Annotated in this window: 14 protein-coding genes and 1 tRNA gene; 3 read left to right on the top strand and 12 right to left on the bottom strand. The window is 67.1% G+C overall.

Features of this window, described 5'->3' with window-relative positions:
- Nucleotides 1-32 precede the first annotated feature (32 nt).
- The 12 genes from AC3RXY_RS09500 to dnaA form a co-directional block, all read right to left on the bottom strand.
- A complete protein-coding gene (locus AC3RXY_RS09500) occupies nt 33-1,070 on the bottom strand; it encodes a zinc-dependent alcohol dehydrogenase family protein (protein ID WP_491510667.1) in 1,038 nt (345 codons plus the stop codon).
- Between the two features lie 190 nt (nt 1,071-1,260).
- Nucleotides 1,261-1,337, bottom strand: a tRNA-Ile gene (locus AC3RXY_RS09495).
- Between the two features lie 83 nt (nt 1,338-1,420).
- A complete protein-coding gene (locus AC3RXY_RS09490) occupies nt 1,421-2,287 on the bottom strand; it encodes a hypothetical protein (protein WP_491510666.1) in 867 nt (288 codons plus the stop codon).
- Nucleotides 2,284-2,985, bottom strand: a complete 702-nt coding sequence (locus AC3RXY_RS09485; protein WP_491510665.1) for a response regulator — start codon at nt 2,983-2,985, stop codon at nt 2,284-2,286. Before AC3RXY_RS09485 ends, AC3RXY_RS09490 begins: the two co-directional genes overlap by 4 nt.
- On the bottom strand, nt 2,973-4,343 hold the full coding sequence (locus tag AC3RXY_RS09480; RefSeq protein ID WP_491510664.1) for a sensor histidine kinase: 1,371 nt from the start codon (nt 4,341-4,343) through the stop codon (nt 2,973-2,975). Before AC3RXY_RS09480 ends, AC3RXY_RS09485 begins: the two co-directional genes overlap by 13 nt.
- Nucleotides 4,344-4,623: 280 nt before the next feature.
- Nucleotides 4,624-5,028 (bottom strand): DUF3566 domain-containing protein, encoded by a 405-nt coding sequence (locus AC3RXY_RS09475; RefSeq protein ID WP_491510663.1) that lies wholly within the window; start codon nt 5,026-5,028, stop codon nt 4,624-4,626.
- The gene (gene gyrA, locus AC3RXY_RS09470) at nt 5,025-7,571 is read right to left on the bottom strand and encodes a DNA gyrase subunit A (protein ID WP_491510662.1); all 2,547 of its coding nucleotides are present in this window, start codon (nt 7,569-7,571) and stop codon (nt 5,025-5,027) included. Before gyrA ends, AC3RXY_RS09475 begins: the two co-directional genes overlap by 4 nt.
- Nucleotides 7,572-7,792: 221 nt before the next feature.
- The gene (gene gyrB / locus AC3RXY_RS09465) at nt 7,793-9,880 is read right to left on the bottom strand and encodes a DNA topoisomerase (ATP-hydrolyzing) subunit B (protein ID WP_491510661.1); all 2,088 of its coding nucleotides are present in this window, start codon (nt 9,878-9,880) and stop codon (nt 7,793-7,795) included.
- A 120-nt stretch (nt 9,881-10,000) separates the two neighbouring features.
- Nucleotides 10,001-10,477 (bottom strand): DciA family protein, encoded by a 477-nt coding sequence (locus tag AC3RXY_RS09460; protein WP_491510660.1) that lies wholly within the window; start codon nt 10,475-10,477, stop codon nt 10,001-10,003.
- Nucleotides 10,467-11,669 carry a DNA replication/repair protein RecF gene (recF, locus tag AC3RXY_RS09455; protein ID WP_491510659.1) on the bottom strand — a complete coding sequence of 401 codons (1,203 nt, stop codon included), beginning with the start codon at nt 11,667-11,669 and terminating at the stop codon, nt 10,467-10,469. Before recF ends, AC3RXY_RS09460 begins: the two co-directional genes overlap by 11 nt.
- Nucleotides 11,670-11,848: 179 nt before the next feature.
- The gene (dnaN, locus tag AC3RXY_RS09450) at nt 11,849-12,985 is read right to left on the bottom strand and encodes a DNA polymerase III subunit beta (RefSeq protein ID WP_491510658.1); all 1,137 of its coding nucleotides are present in this window, start codon (nt 12,983-12,985) and stop codon (nt 11,849-11,851) included.
- 691 nt (nt 12,986-13,676) lie between these two features.
- Complete coding sequence (gene dnaA / locus AC3RXY_RS09445) at nt 13,677-15,089, bottom strand: chromosomal replication initiator protein DnaA (RefSeq protein ID WP_491510657.1); 1,413 nt, start codon at nt 15,087-15,089, stop codon at nt 13,677-13,679.
- Nucleotides 15,090-15,413: 324 nt separating this feature from the next.
- On the opposite strand from dnaA, the gene rpmH reads away from it, so the two are divergent.
- From rpmH to yidD, 3 genes are read left to right on the top strand one after another with little or no spacing between them, the layout of a single operon-like run.
- Nucleotides 15,414-15,551, top strand: a complete 138-nt coding sequence (gene rpmH / locus AC3RXY_RS09440) for a 50S ribosomal protein L34 (protein ID WP_491510656.1) — start codon at nt 15,414-15,416, stop codon at nt 15,549-15,551.
- A gap of 15 nt (nt 15,552-15,566) precedes the next feature.
- On the top strand, nt 15,567-15,932 hold the full coding sequence (gene rnpA / locus AC3RXY_RS09435; protein ID WP_491510655.1) for a ribonuclease P protein component: 366 nt from the start codon (nt 15,567-15,569) through the stop codon (nt 15,930-15,932).
- The gene (gene yidD, locus AC3RXY_RS09430; protein ID WP_491510654.1) at nt 15,929-16,279 is read left to right on the top strand and encodes a membrane protein insertion efficiency factor YidD; all 351 of its coding nucleotides are present in this window, start codon (nt 15,929-15,931) and stop codon (nt 16,277-16,279) included. Before rnpA ends, yidD begins: the two co-directional genes overlap by 4 nt.
- The last annotated feature ends 13 nt before the right edge of the window (nt 16,280-16,292 follow it).

Here is a 16,292-nt window from a genome sequence, read left to right as displayed (position 1 = left end):
GCTATCCCGCGCGTTCACCGCTGTCCGGCCGCTTACCGGCGTGGATCGATCACCGTGATGCCGGCGACGGACGCCGAGTCGAACAGCGGCAGCAGCTCGGCCGCCTCGTCGAGGCCGATCGTCCGTTCGATGAGCCGTTGCGGCGCGAGCGCGCCGGAGCAGATCAGATCCATCATCCCCGGGTAGTCTGCGGCCGCCATGCCGTGGCTTCCGAGCAGGTCCAGCTCCCAGGCGATCACCCGCTCCATCGGCGCCCGCGGGTGGCCGTCCACGGGCGGCAGGAGGCCGATCTGCACGTGCCGACCGCGGCGACGCAGGCTGAGGATGCCGTCTGCTGCGGTCTGCTCGCTGCCCACCGCGTCGACGGAGACATGGCTGCCTCCGCCGGTGATGCCCATCACGGCGGCGGGCACGTCGGAATCGGCTTCCAGCACATGATCAGCGCCGAGCTCGGCGGCGCGGACGAGGGCGCCACGCTGACGGTCGACCGCGATCACGCGAGCCCCGAGCGCACGCGCGATCATCACGGCGCTGAGCCCGACGCCGCCCGCGCCGATCACCGTCACCCACTCACCGGGCACCACTCGGGCGCGCGCGACCAGGGCGCGATATGCGGTCGCGAATCGGCAGCCGAGGCTGGCGGCGGTGGCGAAGTCGACGGCGTCGGATATCGCCACGACATTGGTGTCTGCGGCACGGAGAACGACGAACGCGGCGAAGGACCCGTCGTACGTGAATCCCGGCTGTTCCTGTGACGGGCACACCTGAGCGTTGCCGGAGGAGCACCACGAGCATCGACCGCACCCGCTCACGAAGGGCACGGTGACCCGGTCGCCGACCTTCCAGCGCCGCACCTCTGCCCCGGTCTCGACGATCACCCCGGCCAGCTCGTGCCCCGGGATGTGAGGAAAGGCGATGCCTTCGTCGTGGCCGGCCCACGCATGCCAGTCGCTCCGGCACAGGCCGGTGGCCATCACCTGAACACGCACGCCGTCGGCGGGGACGACCGGATCCGGCACCTCCCGCACCACCGGTGTGCCGCGGACCTCGTCGATCACCATCGCACGCATAGGCCACATCCTGTCACCCCGAGCCCGGTCGTGCGACGGGGCCGCGCTCCGCATCCCGACTCAGGCAAAAAGGGACGCCGAGAACCCGGAGCCGCCGGTTTCTGCCCCCTCCGCCCGGTTTTTCCTGAGTTGAGTCTCGACCCCGGCGGACAAGGCAGAAGGCCCGTGCCGAAGCACGGGCCTTCTGGTGTGGTGGGGCTACCAGGACTTGAACCTGGGACCTCTTCATTATCAGTGAAGCGCTCTAACCGCCTGAGCTATAGCCCCGCAACCTCCAAGACTTTATCCGAGATCGACGTTGTTCGCAAAACGGGTGGGGCGGAACGCCGCCACCCCACCCGTTGCGTCCATCAGTCGGCCGGGTCCAACACCACCGATCCGGCCGAGACCTTCACCGATACCGAGCTCTGCACGCCCTGGCGCGTGCGCAGGTTGTTGTCGAACGAGCCCGCCGAGACGTTCGAGCGGACGTCGTACTCGGCGTCCGGCAGCTGGAGCGCGAGCGAACCGGCCGAGACCTCGATCGTGAGCTCGCGGGGCGGGGTGTCACCCAGCAGCGGACCACGAACACGTCCCGCCGAGATATCGAAGCTGGCCTCCTGCACATCCGCGACCCGGACATTCAGGTCGCCGGCGCTCATCGTGACGTCGAGCACCCGGGCGCTTCCGCCGATGTCCGCCCAGCCGGCACTGAGATCGATGTCGAGCTCGTCGAAGTCGCCTGCGACACGGAGCTCACCGGCGCTCAGGGAGAGGTCGGCGTCCAGCGTGCCGTCGTCGAGCGAACGAGGCAGGGTGAGCACTACCTCGGTCGGCTCCCTGTTCAGCCACCAGCCACCCCAGCTGTAGCCGCTATCGACCTGCAGGGTGTCTTCGTCGACGCGCATCGTCCACTGATCGGCGCGTGGCCCGGTGGCCTCCAGCACGGCTTCCTCGACGTCGTCGAAGACGATGTGCATCGACGCGGCGTTCACATCCACCTCGAGCTCGCGAATGCCGCTGATGTCCGCGGTGTCGGTCGTCGACGTCGATCCGCCCCACTGGCCGAACGCGGAGATCGCACCGGTGATGGCGGCACCCGCCAGTGCGAGGCTGCCCACCACGGCCACGCCGGCGATGATCCACCCGCGGGCGGTGTTTCCGGGCGGCGGTGGAACCGGCGCTCCGCTGGCCGGAGGATCGTAGGAGACGGGCGGCGGCGGGGTCATGGTGCTCATCGGAGGTTTCCTGTCTGGGGAGCCGCCGGAGCGGCGGCGCTGGAATCGGGAGACGACATCTCGATGTGTGCGAGCGTGGCGAGGACGCGCCGGTTTCCCGACTCGTCCGGTTCCAGCCCGAGCTTGGCGAAGATCGAGGTGATGTGCTTCTCCACACTCGCGGCGGAGAGGAAGAGCAAGGCGGCGATGGCCTGGTTCGACTTGCCTTCCGCCACGAGAGCGAGCACGGTGCGCTCGCGCTCGGTGAGTCGTTGCATCCGGTCGTCCTGGTTGCGTCGGGTGAGCAGCTGGGCCACCACCTCCGGGTCGAGAACCGTGGCACCGGCACTGATCCGCGCGACAGCGTCGAGGAAGTCCGAGATGTCTGCGACGCGATCCTTCAGCAGGTATCCGAACGCGCCACCGTGCCCGGCGATCAGCTCCGACGCGTATCGCTCCTCGACGTATTGCGACAGCACGAGCACGGGGAGCTCCGAGTGCAGCGATCGAAGCACCACCGCTGCTCGTATGCCTTCATCGGTATATGTAGGGGGGAGGCGGACGTCGAGGATGCAAAGATCGGGATATGTCGCGTTGACGTGTTGCTCCAGATCTCCGGCGTCGGGGAGAACCGCGACCACGTCGTGGCCGGCGTCCGCGAGCAGCCTCACCAGGCCCTCCCGCAGGAGAACAGAATCCTCACAGATCAGGATGCGCATGGCACCGTCACCTCCAACGCCGTCGGGCCGCCGATCGGGCTGTCGAGAGACGCTCTTCCGCCAGCGGCGAGCACGCGATTGGTAATGCCGTCCAGACCTCCGCCGGGAATGATGCGGGCGCCGCCGAGGCCGTCGTCCTCGACGCGAGCCCACAGGGTGCGGCCGCCATCGCGCAGCCGAACCGTCACCCGGCAGCCGCTCGCACGGGAGTGCTTGGCGGCATTGGTCAATGACTCGGCCACCGAGAAGTACACCGCGGCCTCCGCATCGCGACAGGAGGGACGCGGACCGTCCATCCGCACATCCAGCGTGACCGGGATCGGGGAGCGGGCGGCCAGCGCGGACAGCGCGGCATCGAGCCCGCGATCGTCGAGCACGGATGCGTGAATCCCCCGCGCGAGCTGGCGTAGCTCGGTGATCGCCGCCTTGGTGGAGGTGTGCGCCTCTTCGATCAACGACTTCGCCGTCTCCGGGTCTGTGTCGATCTTCTGCTGGGCCATGCCGAGGGTCATCCCGACGGAGACGAGGCGGGGCTGCACGCCGTCATGGAGATCGCGTTCGATCCTGGTGCGCTCCAGGTCTGCCGCGCGCACAGCGCCCTCACGCTGCACGCTCGAGACCTGCACCTGCTGTTGCAAAGCGGCCGTACGACTCGGGCCGGCGATGATCGCCGTGGCCAGTACCCGGTGCAGCACGACGGCGCCTATCGTGATGGCAGCGGCCAGCGCGATGGCCAGGATGCCGACCACGGGAGCCCACGCCATGCCGAACTCCGCACCCCACCACGTGTAGACGCGCTCGCCTTGTCCGAGGGGCGCGAAGGTCGTCAGCAGACCCCATCCGGCCAGCTGCGCCTGAGCGAGCACGACGACACCCAGCGTGCTGGCGAGGAAGAGATGAGCCAGGGCCCGCCACATCCCGCCATCGATCGCCTGGCGACCGAGAGCGCGTATCCACCCGCCGAATCCCGGGCGGGTGCGCGGCTGGAACGGGAGCGCAGGCAGACCGAAGCCGTACAGGGTGTCGACGCGTGCGACCTCGAACCACGCGACGCCATAGAGCGCGTAGATCAGGCCGACCAGCAGCACGAGCCCGATGCCGGCGACGAAGACGAGGCCCACACCGGCGCCGAGCATCCCGATCAGCGTCCCGGTGAGCCCCCAGCCGACCGCACCGAGCGCCGCCAGGTGGATGAGCGTCAGGAAGAAGTGCATCCGCGGCCGTGCAGCCGGGGCCGAGGCCGAGGCCGAGGAACGAGGGGACGTCGTCGGAGCGGTCGGCGGCGGCAGGTGCCCGCCGGAAGCCGCCGGGGTCCCGGGGGCGACGCTCTCGGCGCCGAAGGATTGCGGTGCGTTCATGTCTTCCACGCTAGGCGTGGGGGAGCGGCGAGAACACCGCGGGATCCGGAGGCTTGCGTTCGGGTTTTCCCTACCGGCGGCCGGTCCCGATCCCGCACTCAGGAAAAATCAGCAGTGCAACCCGTCCGTCGCGGTCTGCACCCCACCAGTGCGAAGTCTGCCTGAGTTGGGCCGCCCCCACCCCGAATCCGCCGTCGAGACGCAGAATCCACCCGCCGTGCACGCACAGTCCGCATGGACTCGGCGCAGAGAGGGTGGATTCGGCGAAAAGGGAGGAGCGTCAGTTGGAGGTGAAGCCGACCAGAAGGCCGCCGGTCACCTTCACCGCGAGGTTGTAGATACCCGCGACCACCGCGCCGAGCACGGTGATGACGATCAGGTACAGGATCGACACGACGGCGGCGAAGGCGAGCACCTGCGGCAGGCCGAGGAAGGACGCCAGCTGTACCTCTCCGGAGGTGAACACCGCGACGAACTCGTCGACGCGCTTGATGAAGCCGGTGCTCTCCAGCACCAGGAACACCAGCACGAACGCCACGAGGTTGACGATCGCGAACGCGACAGCTCCCAGGAAGGACAGCTTCACCGCAGACCAGAAATCGATGTACACCAGGCGCAGACGCACCTGCTTGCCCGCCGTGCGGCGAGCGGATTTCTTGGCCAGCTTGTCGGCTACCGTGCTCATGTGTTGATTCCCTCAGAGGTCTCGACGACCGCTTCCAGTTCGGAGAGCGCCTCGGCTTCCCCGGTGAGGCTTCGCTCGCTGTTGCGGGCGATGCCCAGGATCTTGTCGTCGTCGGCAGGCCGGGCAAAAACAACGCCCATAGTGTCGCGGCCCTTCGCCGGCACCTCGGCCACGGCAGAGCGTACCACCTTGCCGCTGGCAAGAACCACCAAGACCTCGTCGTCCTCTGAGACGATCAGACCCCCCGCGAGGACGCCCCGATCGTCGTTCAGCTTGGCGACCTTGATGCCGAGTCCACCACGTCCCTGCACGCGGTATTCGTCGACGGATGTGCGCTTGGCATAGCCCCCGTCGGTGACGACGAAGACATAGCCGTCGGAGCCCGCGACCGATGCCGACAGCAGATCGTCGCCCTCGCGGAAGCTCATGCCCTTCACGCCCTCGGTGGAACGCCCCATCGGGCGCAGCGCCTCATCCGTCGCGGCGAAGCGAAGGGACATGCCCTTCTTGCTGATGAGCAGGATGTCGTCCGTGGCGTCGACGAGCAGAGCGCTGACGAGCTCGTCGTCCTCGCGCAGCCGGATCGCGATCACCCCGCCCTGACGGTTGGTGTCATAGTCGGCGAGGCGGGTCTTCTTGACCAGGCCGCCCCGTGTGGCCAGCACGAGATACTCCGCCATCTCGTAGTCGCGAATGTCGAGCATCTGCGTGATCTTCTCGTCGGGCTGCAGGGCGAGCAGGTTGGCCACATGCGTACCCTTCGCGTCGCGCCCGGCCTCTGGCACCTCGTAGGTCTTCGCCCGGTAGACACGACCCTTGTCGGTGAAGACGAGGAGCCAGTGGTGCGTGGTGGTGACGAAGAAGTGCTCGACGAGGTCGTCGGCGCGCAGCTGCGCACCCTTCACGCCCTTGCCGCCGCGATGCTGGGAGCGATAGTTGTCGCTCCGGGTGCGCTTGATATATCCCTCACGGGTGACCGTGACGACCATCTCCTCTTCGGGGATGAGGTCTTCCATCGACATATCGCCGTCGAAGCCCGGCAGGATGCGCGTGCGGCGGTCGTCTCCGAAGCGTTCGACGACGTGGGTCAGCTCGTCCCGGACGATCGCTCGCTGCCGGGACACGTTGGCGATGATGTCCTGGTAGTCGGCGATCTTGAGCTCGAGCTCCGTGGCCTCGTCGAGGATCTTCTGCCGCTCGAGGGCTGCGAGGCGACGCAGCTGCATGTCGAGGATCGCCTGCGCCTGGCCCTCGTCGATCTCGAGGAGCACCTGCAGCCCCTCGTTCGCCTCGTGCACGGTGGGAGAGCGGCGGATCAGCGCGATGACCTCGTCGAGCGCGTCGAGGGCGCGGAGGTAGGCGCGGAGGATGTGCATCCGCTCCTCCGCCTTGCGCAGGCGGAACTGGGTGCGGCGTACGATCACCTCGATCTGGTGGTCGAGCCAGTGGGTGATGAAGCCGTCGATCGCGAGCGTGCGCGGCACGCCGTCGACGATCGCGAGCATGTTCGCGCCGAAGTTCTCCTGCAGCTGGGTGTGCTTGTAGAGGTTGTTCAGCACGACCTTCGCGACGGCGTCGCGCTTGAGCACGATCACGATGCGCAGGCCGGTGCGATCGCTGGTCTCGTCGCGGATGTCGGCGATACCGGTGATCTTGCCGTCGCGGGCGAGGTCACCGATCTTGACCGAGAGGTTGTCGGGGTTCACCTGGTAGGGGAGTTCGGTGATGACCAGGCAGGTACGGCCCTGGATCTCTTCGACGTCGACCACCGCGCGCATCGTGATCGAGCCGCGTCCGGTGCGGTAGGCCTCGTGGATGCCCTTCGATCCGAGGATCTGCGCACCGGTCGGGAAGTCCGGCCCGGGGATGCGCGCGATCAGAGCGTCGAGCAGCTCCTCGCGCGTGGCGTCGGGGTGCTCGATGGCCCACAGGGCTGCTTCGGAGACTTCGCGCAGGTTGTGCGGCGGGATGTTGGTGGCCATGCCGACCGCGATGCCGACCGAGCCGTTGGCGAGCAGGTTCGGGAAGCGTGCCGGGAGCACGGTGGGCTCCCGGGTCTGACCGTCGTAGTTGTCCTGGAAGTCGACGGTGTCTTCCTCGATGTCCCGGACCATCTCCATGGCGAGCGGAGCCATCTTGGTCTCGGTGTATCGCTGCGCGGCGGCGCCCATGTTTCCGGGTGACCCGAAGTTGCCCTGTCCGAGGGCGAGCGGGTAGCGCATCGACCAGGGCTGCACGAGCCGCACCAGGGCGTCGTAGATGGCCGAGTCGCCGTGCGGGTGGTACTGACCCATGACCTCGCCCACCACACGGGCGCACTTGGAGTACGGCTTGTCCGGGCGGAACCCGCCGTCGTACATGCCGTACAGCACGCGGCGGTGCACCGGCTTGAGGCCGTCGCGCACATCCGGCAGCGCTCGGCCGACGATGACCGCCATCGCGTAGTCGAGGTAGGACCGCTGCATCTCCATCTGCAGGTCGACCTCGTCGACGCGGCCGTGGTCGTGGTCTGGGTCGTACTCGGGGCGTTCTTCGTCAGTCATGTGTCTGTCTTTTCTCGCTGCTCGTCATCTCTGCGTGTGTCCCTGGCCCTGCGGCCCGGTGTTTCCGGTCCGCAGGCCGTGCGGCTCCGTGCGGCTCTGGCCCGCCCGGGGCTGGTCGTGCCGGTGCTCGCTCACGCGGCGTCCGGGATCCGCGGTCCTCACGCTTGGTCGTCAGCAGCTCCGGTTCGCGATGTATGCAGGTTTCGGAATGGGTGGGCGGATCAGATGTCGAGGAAGCGGACGTCCTTGGCGTTGCGCTGGATGAAGCTGCGGCGCGACTCGACGTCCTCTCCCATGAGCACACTGAAGATCTCGTCCGTGGTGGCGGCGTCTTCGATGGTCACCTGACGCAGCGTGCGGGTCTCGACGTTCATCGTCGTCTCCCAGAGTTCCTTGGCGTTCATCTCGCCGAGGCCCTTGTAGCGCTGGATGCCGGAGTCCTTCGGCAGACGCTTGCCGTGCTCCAGGCCGTCCTTGAGCAGCGCGTCGCGCTCGTCGTCGGTGAAGACGTACTCGTGGATGGCGTTGGACCACTTCAGCCGGTAGAGCGGCGGCGCGGCGAGGTACACGAATCCGGCCTCGATGAGCCCCCGCATGTAGCGGAAGAGGAGGGTCAGCAGGAGCGTGGTGATGTGCTGACCGTCGACGTCGGCATCGGCCATCAGGACGATCTTGTGATAGCGCGCCTTGAGGATGTCGAAGTCCTCGCCGATGCCCGTGCCGAAGGCCTGGATCATCGCCTGGACCTCTTTGTTGCCAAGGGCCTTGTCGAGCCGGGCCCGCTCGACGTTGAGGATCTTGCCGCGCAGCGCCAGGATCGCCTGGGTGTAGGGGTCGCGGCCGGAGACCGCAGAGCCACCGGCCGAGTCGCCCTCCACAAGGAAGATCTCGCTGATCGACGGGTCCTTGCTCGTGCAGTCCTTGAGCTTGTCCGGCATCGCAGCCGATTCGAACACGCTCTTGCGGCGCGCGGTCTCGCGCGCCTTCCGGGCGGCGATCCGGGCGGTGGCAGCGTCCAGCGCCTTGCGGATGATGTTGCGCGCCTGCGCCGGGTTGCGGTCGAACCAGTCGCCGAGCTGATCGCCCACGACCTTCTGCACGAAGGCACGGGCCTCGGTGTTGCCGAGCTTGGTCTTGGTCTGCCCCTCGAACTGGGGTTCGCCGAGCTTGATCGAGATGACCGCCGTGAGGCCTTCGCGGACGTCCTCGCCGGAGAGGTTCTCGTCCTTCTCCTTGAGGATGTTGTTCGCGCGTGCGTACTTGTTCACCAGCGTGGTGAGCGCCGCGCGGAAGCCCTCCTCGTGCGTGCCGCCCTCATGGGTGTTGATGGTGTTGGCGTAGGTGAACACGTTCTCGGTGTAGCCGGTGGTCCACTGCATCGCGATCTCCAGGGAGATGCGTCGCTCTGCGTCCTCCGACTCGAAGGAGATGATCTCCTCGTTGACGACCTCGGCCTTGCGCACGCGGTTGAGGTACTCGACGTAGTCGACCAGGCCGCGCTCATAGTGGAAGACGTCGGCCGGCTGGCGGATCTCGACGGTGCCCTCGACCTCGACCTCATAGGCGGATGCCGGGCGTTCGTCGCGCAGCTCGATGCGGAGCCCCTTGTTGAGGAACGCCATCTGCTGGAAGCGCGTGCGCAGGGTGTCGTAGTCGAAATCGATCGTCTCGGTGAAGATCGAGGAGTCCGGCCAGAACGTGATCGTGGTGCCGGTCTCGTCGGTCGGCTCACCCTGCACGAGGGACTGCTGCGGAACGCCGCCGTTCGCGAAGCTGTGGTACCAGTGGTAGCCCTGGCGTTTGATCTCGACCTCGAAGCGGGTGGAGAGCGCGTTGACCACCGAGGAACCCACGCCGTGCAGGCCACCGGAGACCGCATACCCGCCGCCGCCGAACTTGCCACCGGCGTGGAGGATCGTGAGGACGACCTCGACGGTCGACTTGCTCGGATCCGACGAGTGGGGGTCGACGGGGATGCCACGGCCGTTGTCGTACACGCGGACGCCGCCGTCGGCGAGGATGGTCACGAGGATCGTGTCGCAGTAGCCGGCCAGGGCCTCGTCGACAGAGTTGTCGACGATCTCGTAGACGAGGTGGTGCAGCCCGCGCGGCCCGGTCGAGCCGATGTACATGCCGGGGCGCTTGCGGACCGCCTCGAGGCCCTCCAGGATCTGGATCGCGTCAGCCCCGTAGTCTCCGGACGGTCGGGTGGCGGATACGGCGTCGGCGATCTCTTCGCCGAGCTCCACGATCTCTGCGGCAATCTCCGCAGAGTTCTCGGGGGTCTCTTCAGTGTTGTCAGGCGTCATCGGTCAGGTACGTCTCCAGATCGGAATCTCGACTTCCCAGTCTAGTCGGAAGGGTGCCCTCAGCGGGCATAGGCGACGCTGTGCGACCCTGAAACCGGATTCGACAGGATCCGACGTGGGCTAGCCGTAGGTATCCCGCGGACCGCGCCCCTGAACGGCTCTGAGACCCCATTTCCACGAGGGGACGTCCGGCCCGATGAAGCGGATGTCCTCGACACCGGCTTCCGGATAGCGCTGCGTGATGGCCGTGACGATCGTCGCGCGCATCAGCTGAAGGTTCTTCGCCCACGCGGTTGAGTCGCATTTGACCGTGAGCATCCCATTGTCCAGCGAGACAGGAGAGGAGTGCTTGGCGGTGTCGGATCCCGCCAGATCCGCCCACTGGCGCACCAGGTCCTCTTGGCTCAGCGCCTTCTCCCACCCGTTCTCTCTGGTGAGGGCGTCGAGCACATCGCCGAGGCTTCCCGGGTCACGCCCCGGCGTGAACGGCGCGTTGTCGTCGTCCACCACCGAGACCCGACGCCGCCACCGGCCCTGCGGCTTGAGCCCGCGCAGTCGCAGATAGGTCGCAACGGTGAGGGGGATGTCATCCGCCATGCGCCGTCTCGCCCTCATCGGGGGTTTCCGCGGCCCGGTCTTCGGAGTCGTCTCCGAGAATCGTTCCCGCACTGATCCGCACGATCCGAGCGCGCAGAGCTTCCGGCACGTCTTCCTCGACCGCGGCCGTGACCACGACCTGCTCATAATCTGCGGTGATCGAGGCGAGCCGGGTTCTGCGATCGGCGTCGAGTTCGGCGAAGACGTCGTCGAGGATCAGCACCGGGTCTCCCGCGGGTGACTCCGATCGCAGCAGCTGCGCCGACGCGAGACGGAGAGCGAGCGCGACCGACCACGATTCGCCGTGCGACGCGTAGCCCTTCACGGGCAGGCCGCGCACGCGGAGGATCAGATCGTCGCGGTGGGGTCCGACCAGAGTGAGTCCGCGGTCCAGTTCGGCCGCGCGCTTGGCGGCGAGGGCCGCACGGAACGGAACCGTCGTGTCTGCGGCGTGCTCCGCGACCTCGGCGTCGACTCCCTCCTCGGGGTCTGCCCCGGCGATCGAGAGCGACCAGTCGATCTCCGGGCGATGATCGGCTCCGGCGATCGACAGATAGGCCTCGGTCAGGGGCGCCCGCAGATCCGCGGCCAGCCGGCGCCGGGCGTCGATGATCTCCGAACCCAGGGCGACGAGCTTGTCATCCCACACATCCAGCGTCGTCAGCTTCTCCTGGGGGATGCCCCGAGCCCGCGCGGACTTCAGCAGCGCCGTGCGCTGACGCACGACGCGGTCGTAGTCGCCCAGCACCGCGGCCATGCGTGGGGTGCGCTGGACGAGGAGCTGATCGGCGAACCGCCGACGAGCGGAGGGATCGCCGCGCACGATCTGGAGATCCTCCGGCGCGAACAGGACGACGTGCGCGTACCGCGGAAGATCGGCCGGACGAGCAGGCGATCCGTTGACGCGCGCCTTGTTCGTGCCCTGCTTGTTGATCTGCACCTCGACCAGCACTCGCCGCTCGCCGTGCGCCAGGCGGGCCCGGACGAAGGCGGCGTCCTTTCCCTCGCGCACCAGGGGAGCGTCGGAGGAGACCCGGTGGGACCCGAGAGTTGCGAGGAAGATGACCGCCTCCGCCAGGTTGGTCTTCCCCTGGCCGTTGCGGCCGACGAGCACCGTCGGCCCGCGGCCGAGCTCGAGTTCCGCGGCGGTGTAGTTGCGGAAGTCCATGAGGCTCAGGTGCTCCACGATCACGTGATCACCCTCCCTCTCGCCTCCGACATCGATCCGCACCCCCTGCTCCGGGGTTCGAGCACTCCACCGTCTCGTGCCGGCCCCGCACCGCCCCCGGCACGTCCTGCCGAGTCATCAGGATATTCAGGCCGATCGGCCTGAATATCCTGATGACTCGGCAGGAGCGGCGTCCCGCTCGCTCAGCGCAGCAGCAGGTTCGGCTGCAGCAGGTACTTGAATGTCGAACCGGCGTCGTCCACCGAGGTCTGCGCGGTGATGAGCACCGGACTCAGCTTGTTCGCATTGTCCGACGACGTGAAGGTGACCCGGGTGAACTCGCTGCGCACCGCCCCGAGAGCCTCGGTGAGGTACTGCGGGTTCAGACCGAGCACGACCTCTTCGCCCGTGAGTGTCGCATCGACGCTCTCCGACGCCCTGGCCTGCTCGCCGCCGGAGGCGTCCATCGTGACCCCGTCGCCCGAGAAGGTGAAGCGCAGCGGAGCGGAGCGGTCCAGGACGAGCGAGACGCGGCGCACCGCTTCGACGAGCTCGGCGGTGTTGACCACGGCGTGGTGCTCCGTCTGCTCCGGGAAGAGTCGACGCACCGGCGGGAAGTTGCCCTTGATCAGCAGCGATGTGACGGTCTTGTTCCCCGCCGTGAACGCGATGATCTCGCGGTCGCCGGTTCCGGAGAACGCGATCTGGATCTCCCCGGTGTGCCCGAAGGTCTTGCCGACCTCCTGCAGGGTCCTGGCCGGCACGAGTGCGGCCTGCCCCTCGGCCTGCCCGTCCCACGGCACATCGCGGAGTGAGACGCGGTAGCGGTCTGTGGCCACCAGGCTCAGGCGCGTTCCGGAGACCTCCAGCTGCACGCCGGTGAGGACGGGCGTCACGTCGTCGCGTGATGCCGCGAATGCGACCTGGGCGATCGCCGTGCCGAACTCCTCCGCCGGGACCACACCCGAGCTGCCGGTGACCTCGGGGATCGAGGGATATTCCTCAACCGGCATAGAGGCGAGGGTGAATCGGGCTGAGCCGCAGGTGACGGCGATGCCCCCGTCCTCCTCGACGGCGATCTCGATCGGCGCGTTCGGCAACCGGCTCGCGATGTCCGACAGCAGCCGGCCGTGCACGAGGATCGTGCCGGGGGTGTCGACAGTCGCCTCGATGGTCGTGCGGGCAGAAGCCTCGTAATCGAATGCCGAGAGGGTGAGTCCTGCGTCGCCCGCCTCGATCAGAACCCCCGCCAGGATCGGCTGCGGGTTGCGCTGGGGGAGCAGTTTGACGACGAACGACACCGCTTCGCTGAAAACGTCGCGGTTGACCTGGAACCTCACGGGCACTCCCTCGTTCTTCTGCTCGTCGTGGACGTCACCACGGACCTGTTGCCCGCGAGCCGACGTCCGGTTTTCACGACGCATGTCGGGCGATGCGGCGGCGCCGCGGACTCCCATGCTAGTCGGCGTCTCTGGCGCGTGCATCGCCGAGATGTGTCATCCCCGGTCCGCCTGTGGAGGTGATCGAGTGGCCCAAATGAGAGAGAAATCAGTTAACGGTGTTAACAGCTGTGGATACTGTGGAAAACCCTTGGGATAGTAGTCGGGACAAGGGAACTACATCCGTGTCACTTGTGGAGATGCTGAGGATTCCGCGGGAATCGAGGCGTCGGCTCCGTCCGTCCGTCCGAGAAGTTATCCACAGGTGAGGGCCGTTCGCGTGATTCGATCCGGAGATTTTCGGATTTTGTCCACAAGTTATCCACAGGGCGTCGCGATGTCGCGGATCTCCGCTGTGACGGCGGGTTTTCTCGGTGCCGTTCACGATGCGTTCATCCCGGCACCGTTCGAGAGGCTGGGCCGACCGCGCGGCGCGTCGCCTCCGCAGAGCATCTGCTCACCCCCGATGGCGTCGCAGCGCGCCGGCGGAGGATCGTTCTGAGCGGCCGTTTCAGACCCTTTCGGAGGGATCCGGCGCTGCGAAAGGGCCGGATCGCGCTCCCAGAGGCTCTGAGAGAGCGCGTTGCGGAACTCAGCGCCGACCGAGCTGCGTGGTGATCTCGGTGACCTGGTTGTAGATCGAGCGTCGCTCGCGCATGAGATCGCTGATCTTGCGGTACGCGTACATCACTGTCGTGTGATCGCGGCCGCCGAAGAGCTGACCGATCTTGGGCAGGGAGAGGTTGGTGCGCTCCCGGCACAGGTACATCGCGATCTGCCGAGCTGTGGCGATCTGCTGCGACCGACTCGATCCATAGAGATCGTCGACGGTGAGGCGGAAGTACTGTGCCGTCGCGGTGATGATGTCGGTCGGGGAGACGATGTTGTCCTCGGCCTGGTCGATGATGTCTCGCAGCACGGTGCGGGCGAGGGCCATGTCGAGCGTCGAACGGTTCAGGCTGGCGTATGCCGAGACCCGGATGAGAGCGCCCTCGAGCTCACGGATGTTCGATGACACGACCGTGGCGATGTACTCGAGCACTTCGTCGGGGATATGGAGCTCTTCGTTCTGAGCCTTCTTGCGGAGGATCGCGATGCGGGTCTCGAGGTCCGGCGCCTGCACGTCGGTGATGAGCCCCCACTCGAAGCGGCTGCGCATGCGATCCTCGAAACCGGTGAGGTGCTTGGGTGCGACATCGCTGGTGATCACGACCTGCTTGTTGTGATCGTGCAGCTGGTTGAACGTGTGGAAGAACGCTTCCTGTGTCTCCGCACGCCCCTGGAGGAACTGGATGTCGTCGATGAGGAGGATGTCCACATCCCGGTAGCGCGCCTGGAACGCGGCGCCCCGGTTGTTCGCGATCGAGTTGATGAAGTCGTTCGTGAACTCCTCGCTCGACACGTATCGCACGCGCACGCCGGAGTAGAGCGACTGTGCGTAGTCGCCGATGGCGTGAAGGAGGTGAGTCTTGCCCAGACCCGAGTCACCGTAGATGAAGAGCGGGTTGTACGCCTTCGCAGGGGCTTCGGCCACCGCGACGGCGGCGGCGTGCGCGAATCGGTTGGACTGGCCGATCACGAAGCTGTCGAAGGTGTACTTCGGGTTCAGACGCGACTCGTGGCGCACGGGCGTCTGCTGCTCGAACGGTGACTCCGGTCGGACGGGCTCCGAGCGGACCTGCTCGGTGCGCCCGGCGAAGTCGGGCATCGTCAGTGGCGCGGTCGGGGAGTCGGTCAGGTCGGGGTTCACGACGACGCGGAAAGCGGTGATGTTCTCGTCGGCGGCAGCGAGGGCCTCGAGCAGCGGGGCTCGGAGACGCTTGTTGATCTGCGCGGCGGTGAGATCGTTGGGCACGTCGAGGTAGAGCGTCGATCCGCCCATGACGCCCGCCGGCACCGCGAGGGCGAGGAATCCATGAAGCTGCGGAGTCACACGGTCGTCGACGTGCAGTGCCTCGAGCACAGCGTCCCAGACCGGAACGTCGGGCTGCGAAGGTGTCGACATGGCTCTCCGGGACAGATGGTGGCGGACACAGCGAAAGTCACGCCGGTGACGACTGCTCGTGCCACCGTAGTCAGCACGCGGCGCAAGGGCAAGCCGTCATCCACAGGGGGTCGGTTTTCCGCGTAATCCTGCGCGTCTGCCTGTGGATACAGCGGGGGGAAGTCTGTGGATATCCCCGCACACACGATGCGTCATTTGCGTTGGCGGCGCGCCGGGCATACCCTAGATCGGTTGACTTATGCCGTTTTCGGCGTGCCCATCCCGTCTCCGGTCGTCCAGAGTCTATTGACAGCTGTCCGGTGACAACCAGTGCGGAGTGACCCCATGAGCAAGCGTACGTTCCAGCCCAACAACCGTCGTCGTGCCAAGAAGCACGGCTTCCGCGCCCGCATGCGCACCCGTGCCGGCCGCGGCATCCTCGCCGCGCGCCGCTCGAAGGGCCGCGAGAAGCTTTCGGCCTGAGCCGACGAGGCTTTCGTGCTCGCCCGGAGCCATCGGCTGACGCGCGGGGATGACTATCGCCGGGTCGTCCGCACCGGAGCGCGGTGCGGCGGCCCGCGCATTGTCGTCTCCTCCACGCGCAGCGGTGACGACCGGGCGGTCCGTTTTGGCTTCATCGTGAGCAAGCAGGTCGGCTCCGCTGTTGTGCGCAACACGGTGCGGCGTCGACTCAAGGACGCCAGCCATCGGATGCTGAAAACCGTGCCGAGGGGTACGGACATCGTCATCCGGGCGTTGCCGGCGGCGGCAACAGCCTCCTTCGCCGAACTCCACGCCGATCTCGAGCGGTGCCTGGCTCGGTTCCATCGGCAGGACGAGCGTTCGAGCAGGGCCAGCGAATGAGCGCGTTGCCCTCCTATGCTCGCGGAACAGCGCAATTCGTTCCCGCGGATCTGCTGCGTGGCATGCTCCTGCTGCCACGCAACGCTGTGCTCGCTGTTCTCACGCTCTACCGGCGCCTTGTATCCCCGCTCTACGGAGATGTCTGTGCGTACTACCCCTCGTGTTCCGCCTACGCTGTAGGTGCGGTGCAGCAGCACGGCGCGCTGAAAGGCATGGCACTGGGGGCGTGGCGGATCCTGCGCTGCAACCCCTGGACCCACGGCGGCGTCGATGACGTCCGACCGCACAACCACTTCCGGTACGACTTGACGCCCCGCGGATTCGTCGTTCCGTCCCGAAAGGATTGATCGGTGGGCTTCT

This window comes from Microbacterium longlingense, from assembly GCF_058349825.2.
This window is presented reverse-complemented; position numbering and strand designations above follow the sequence as displayed.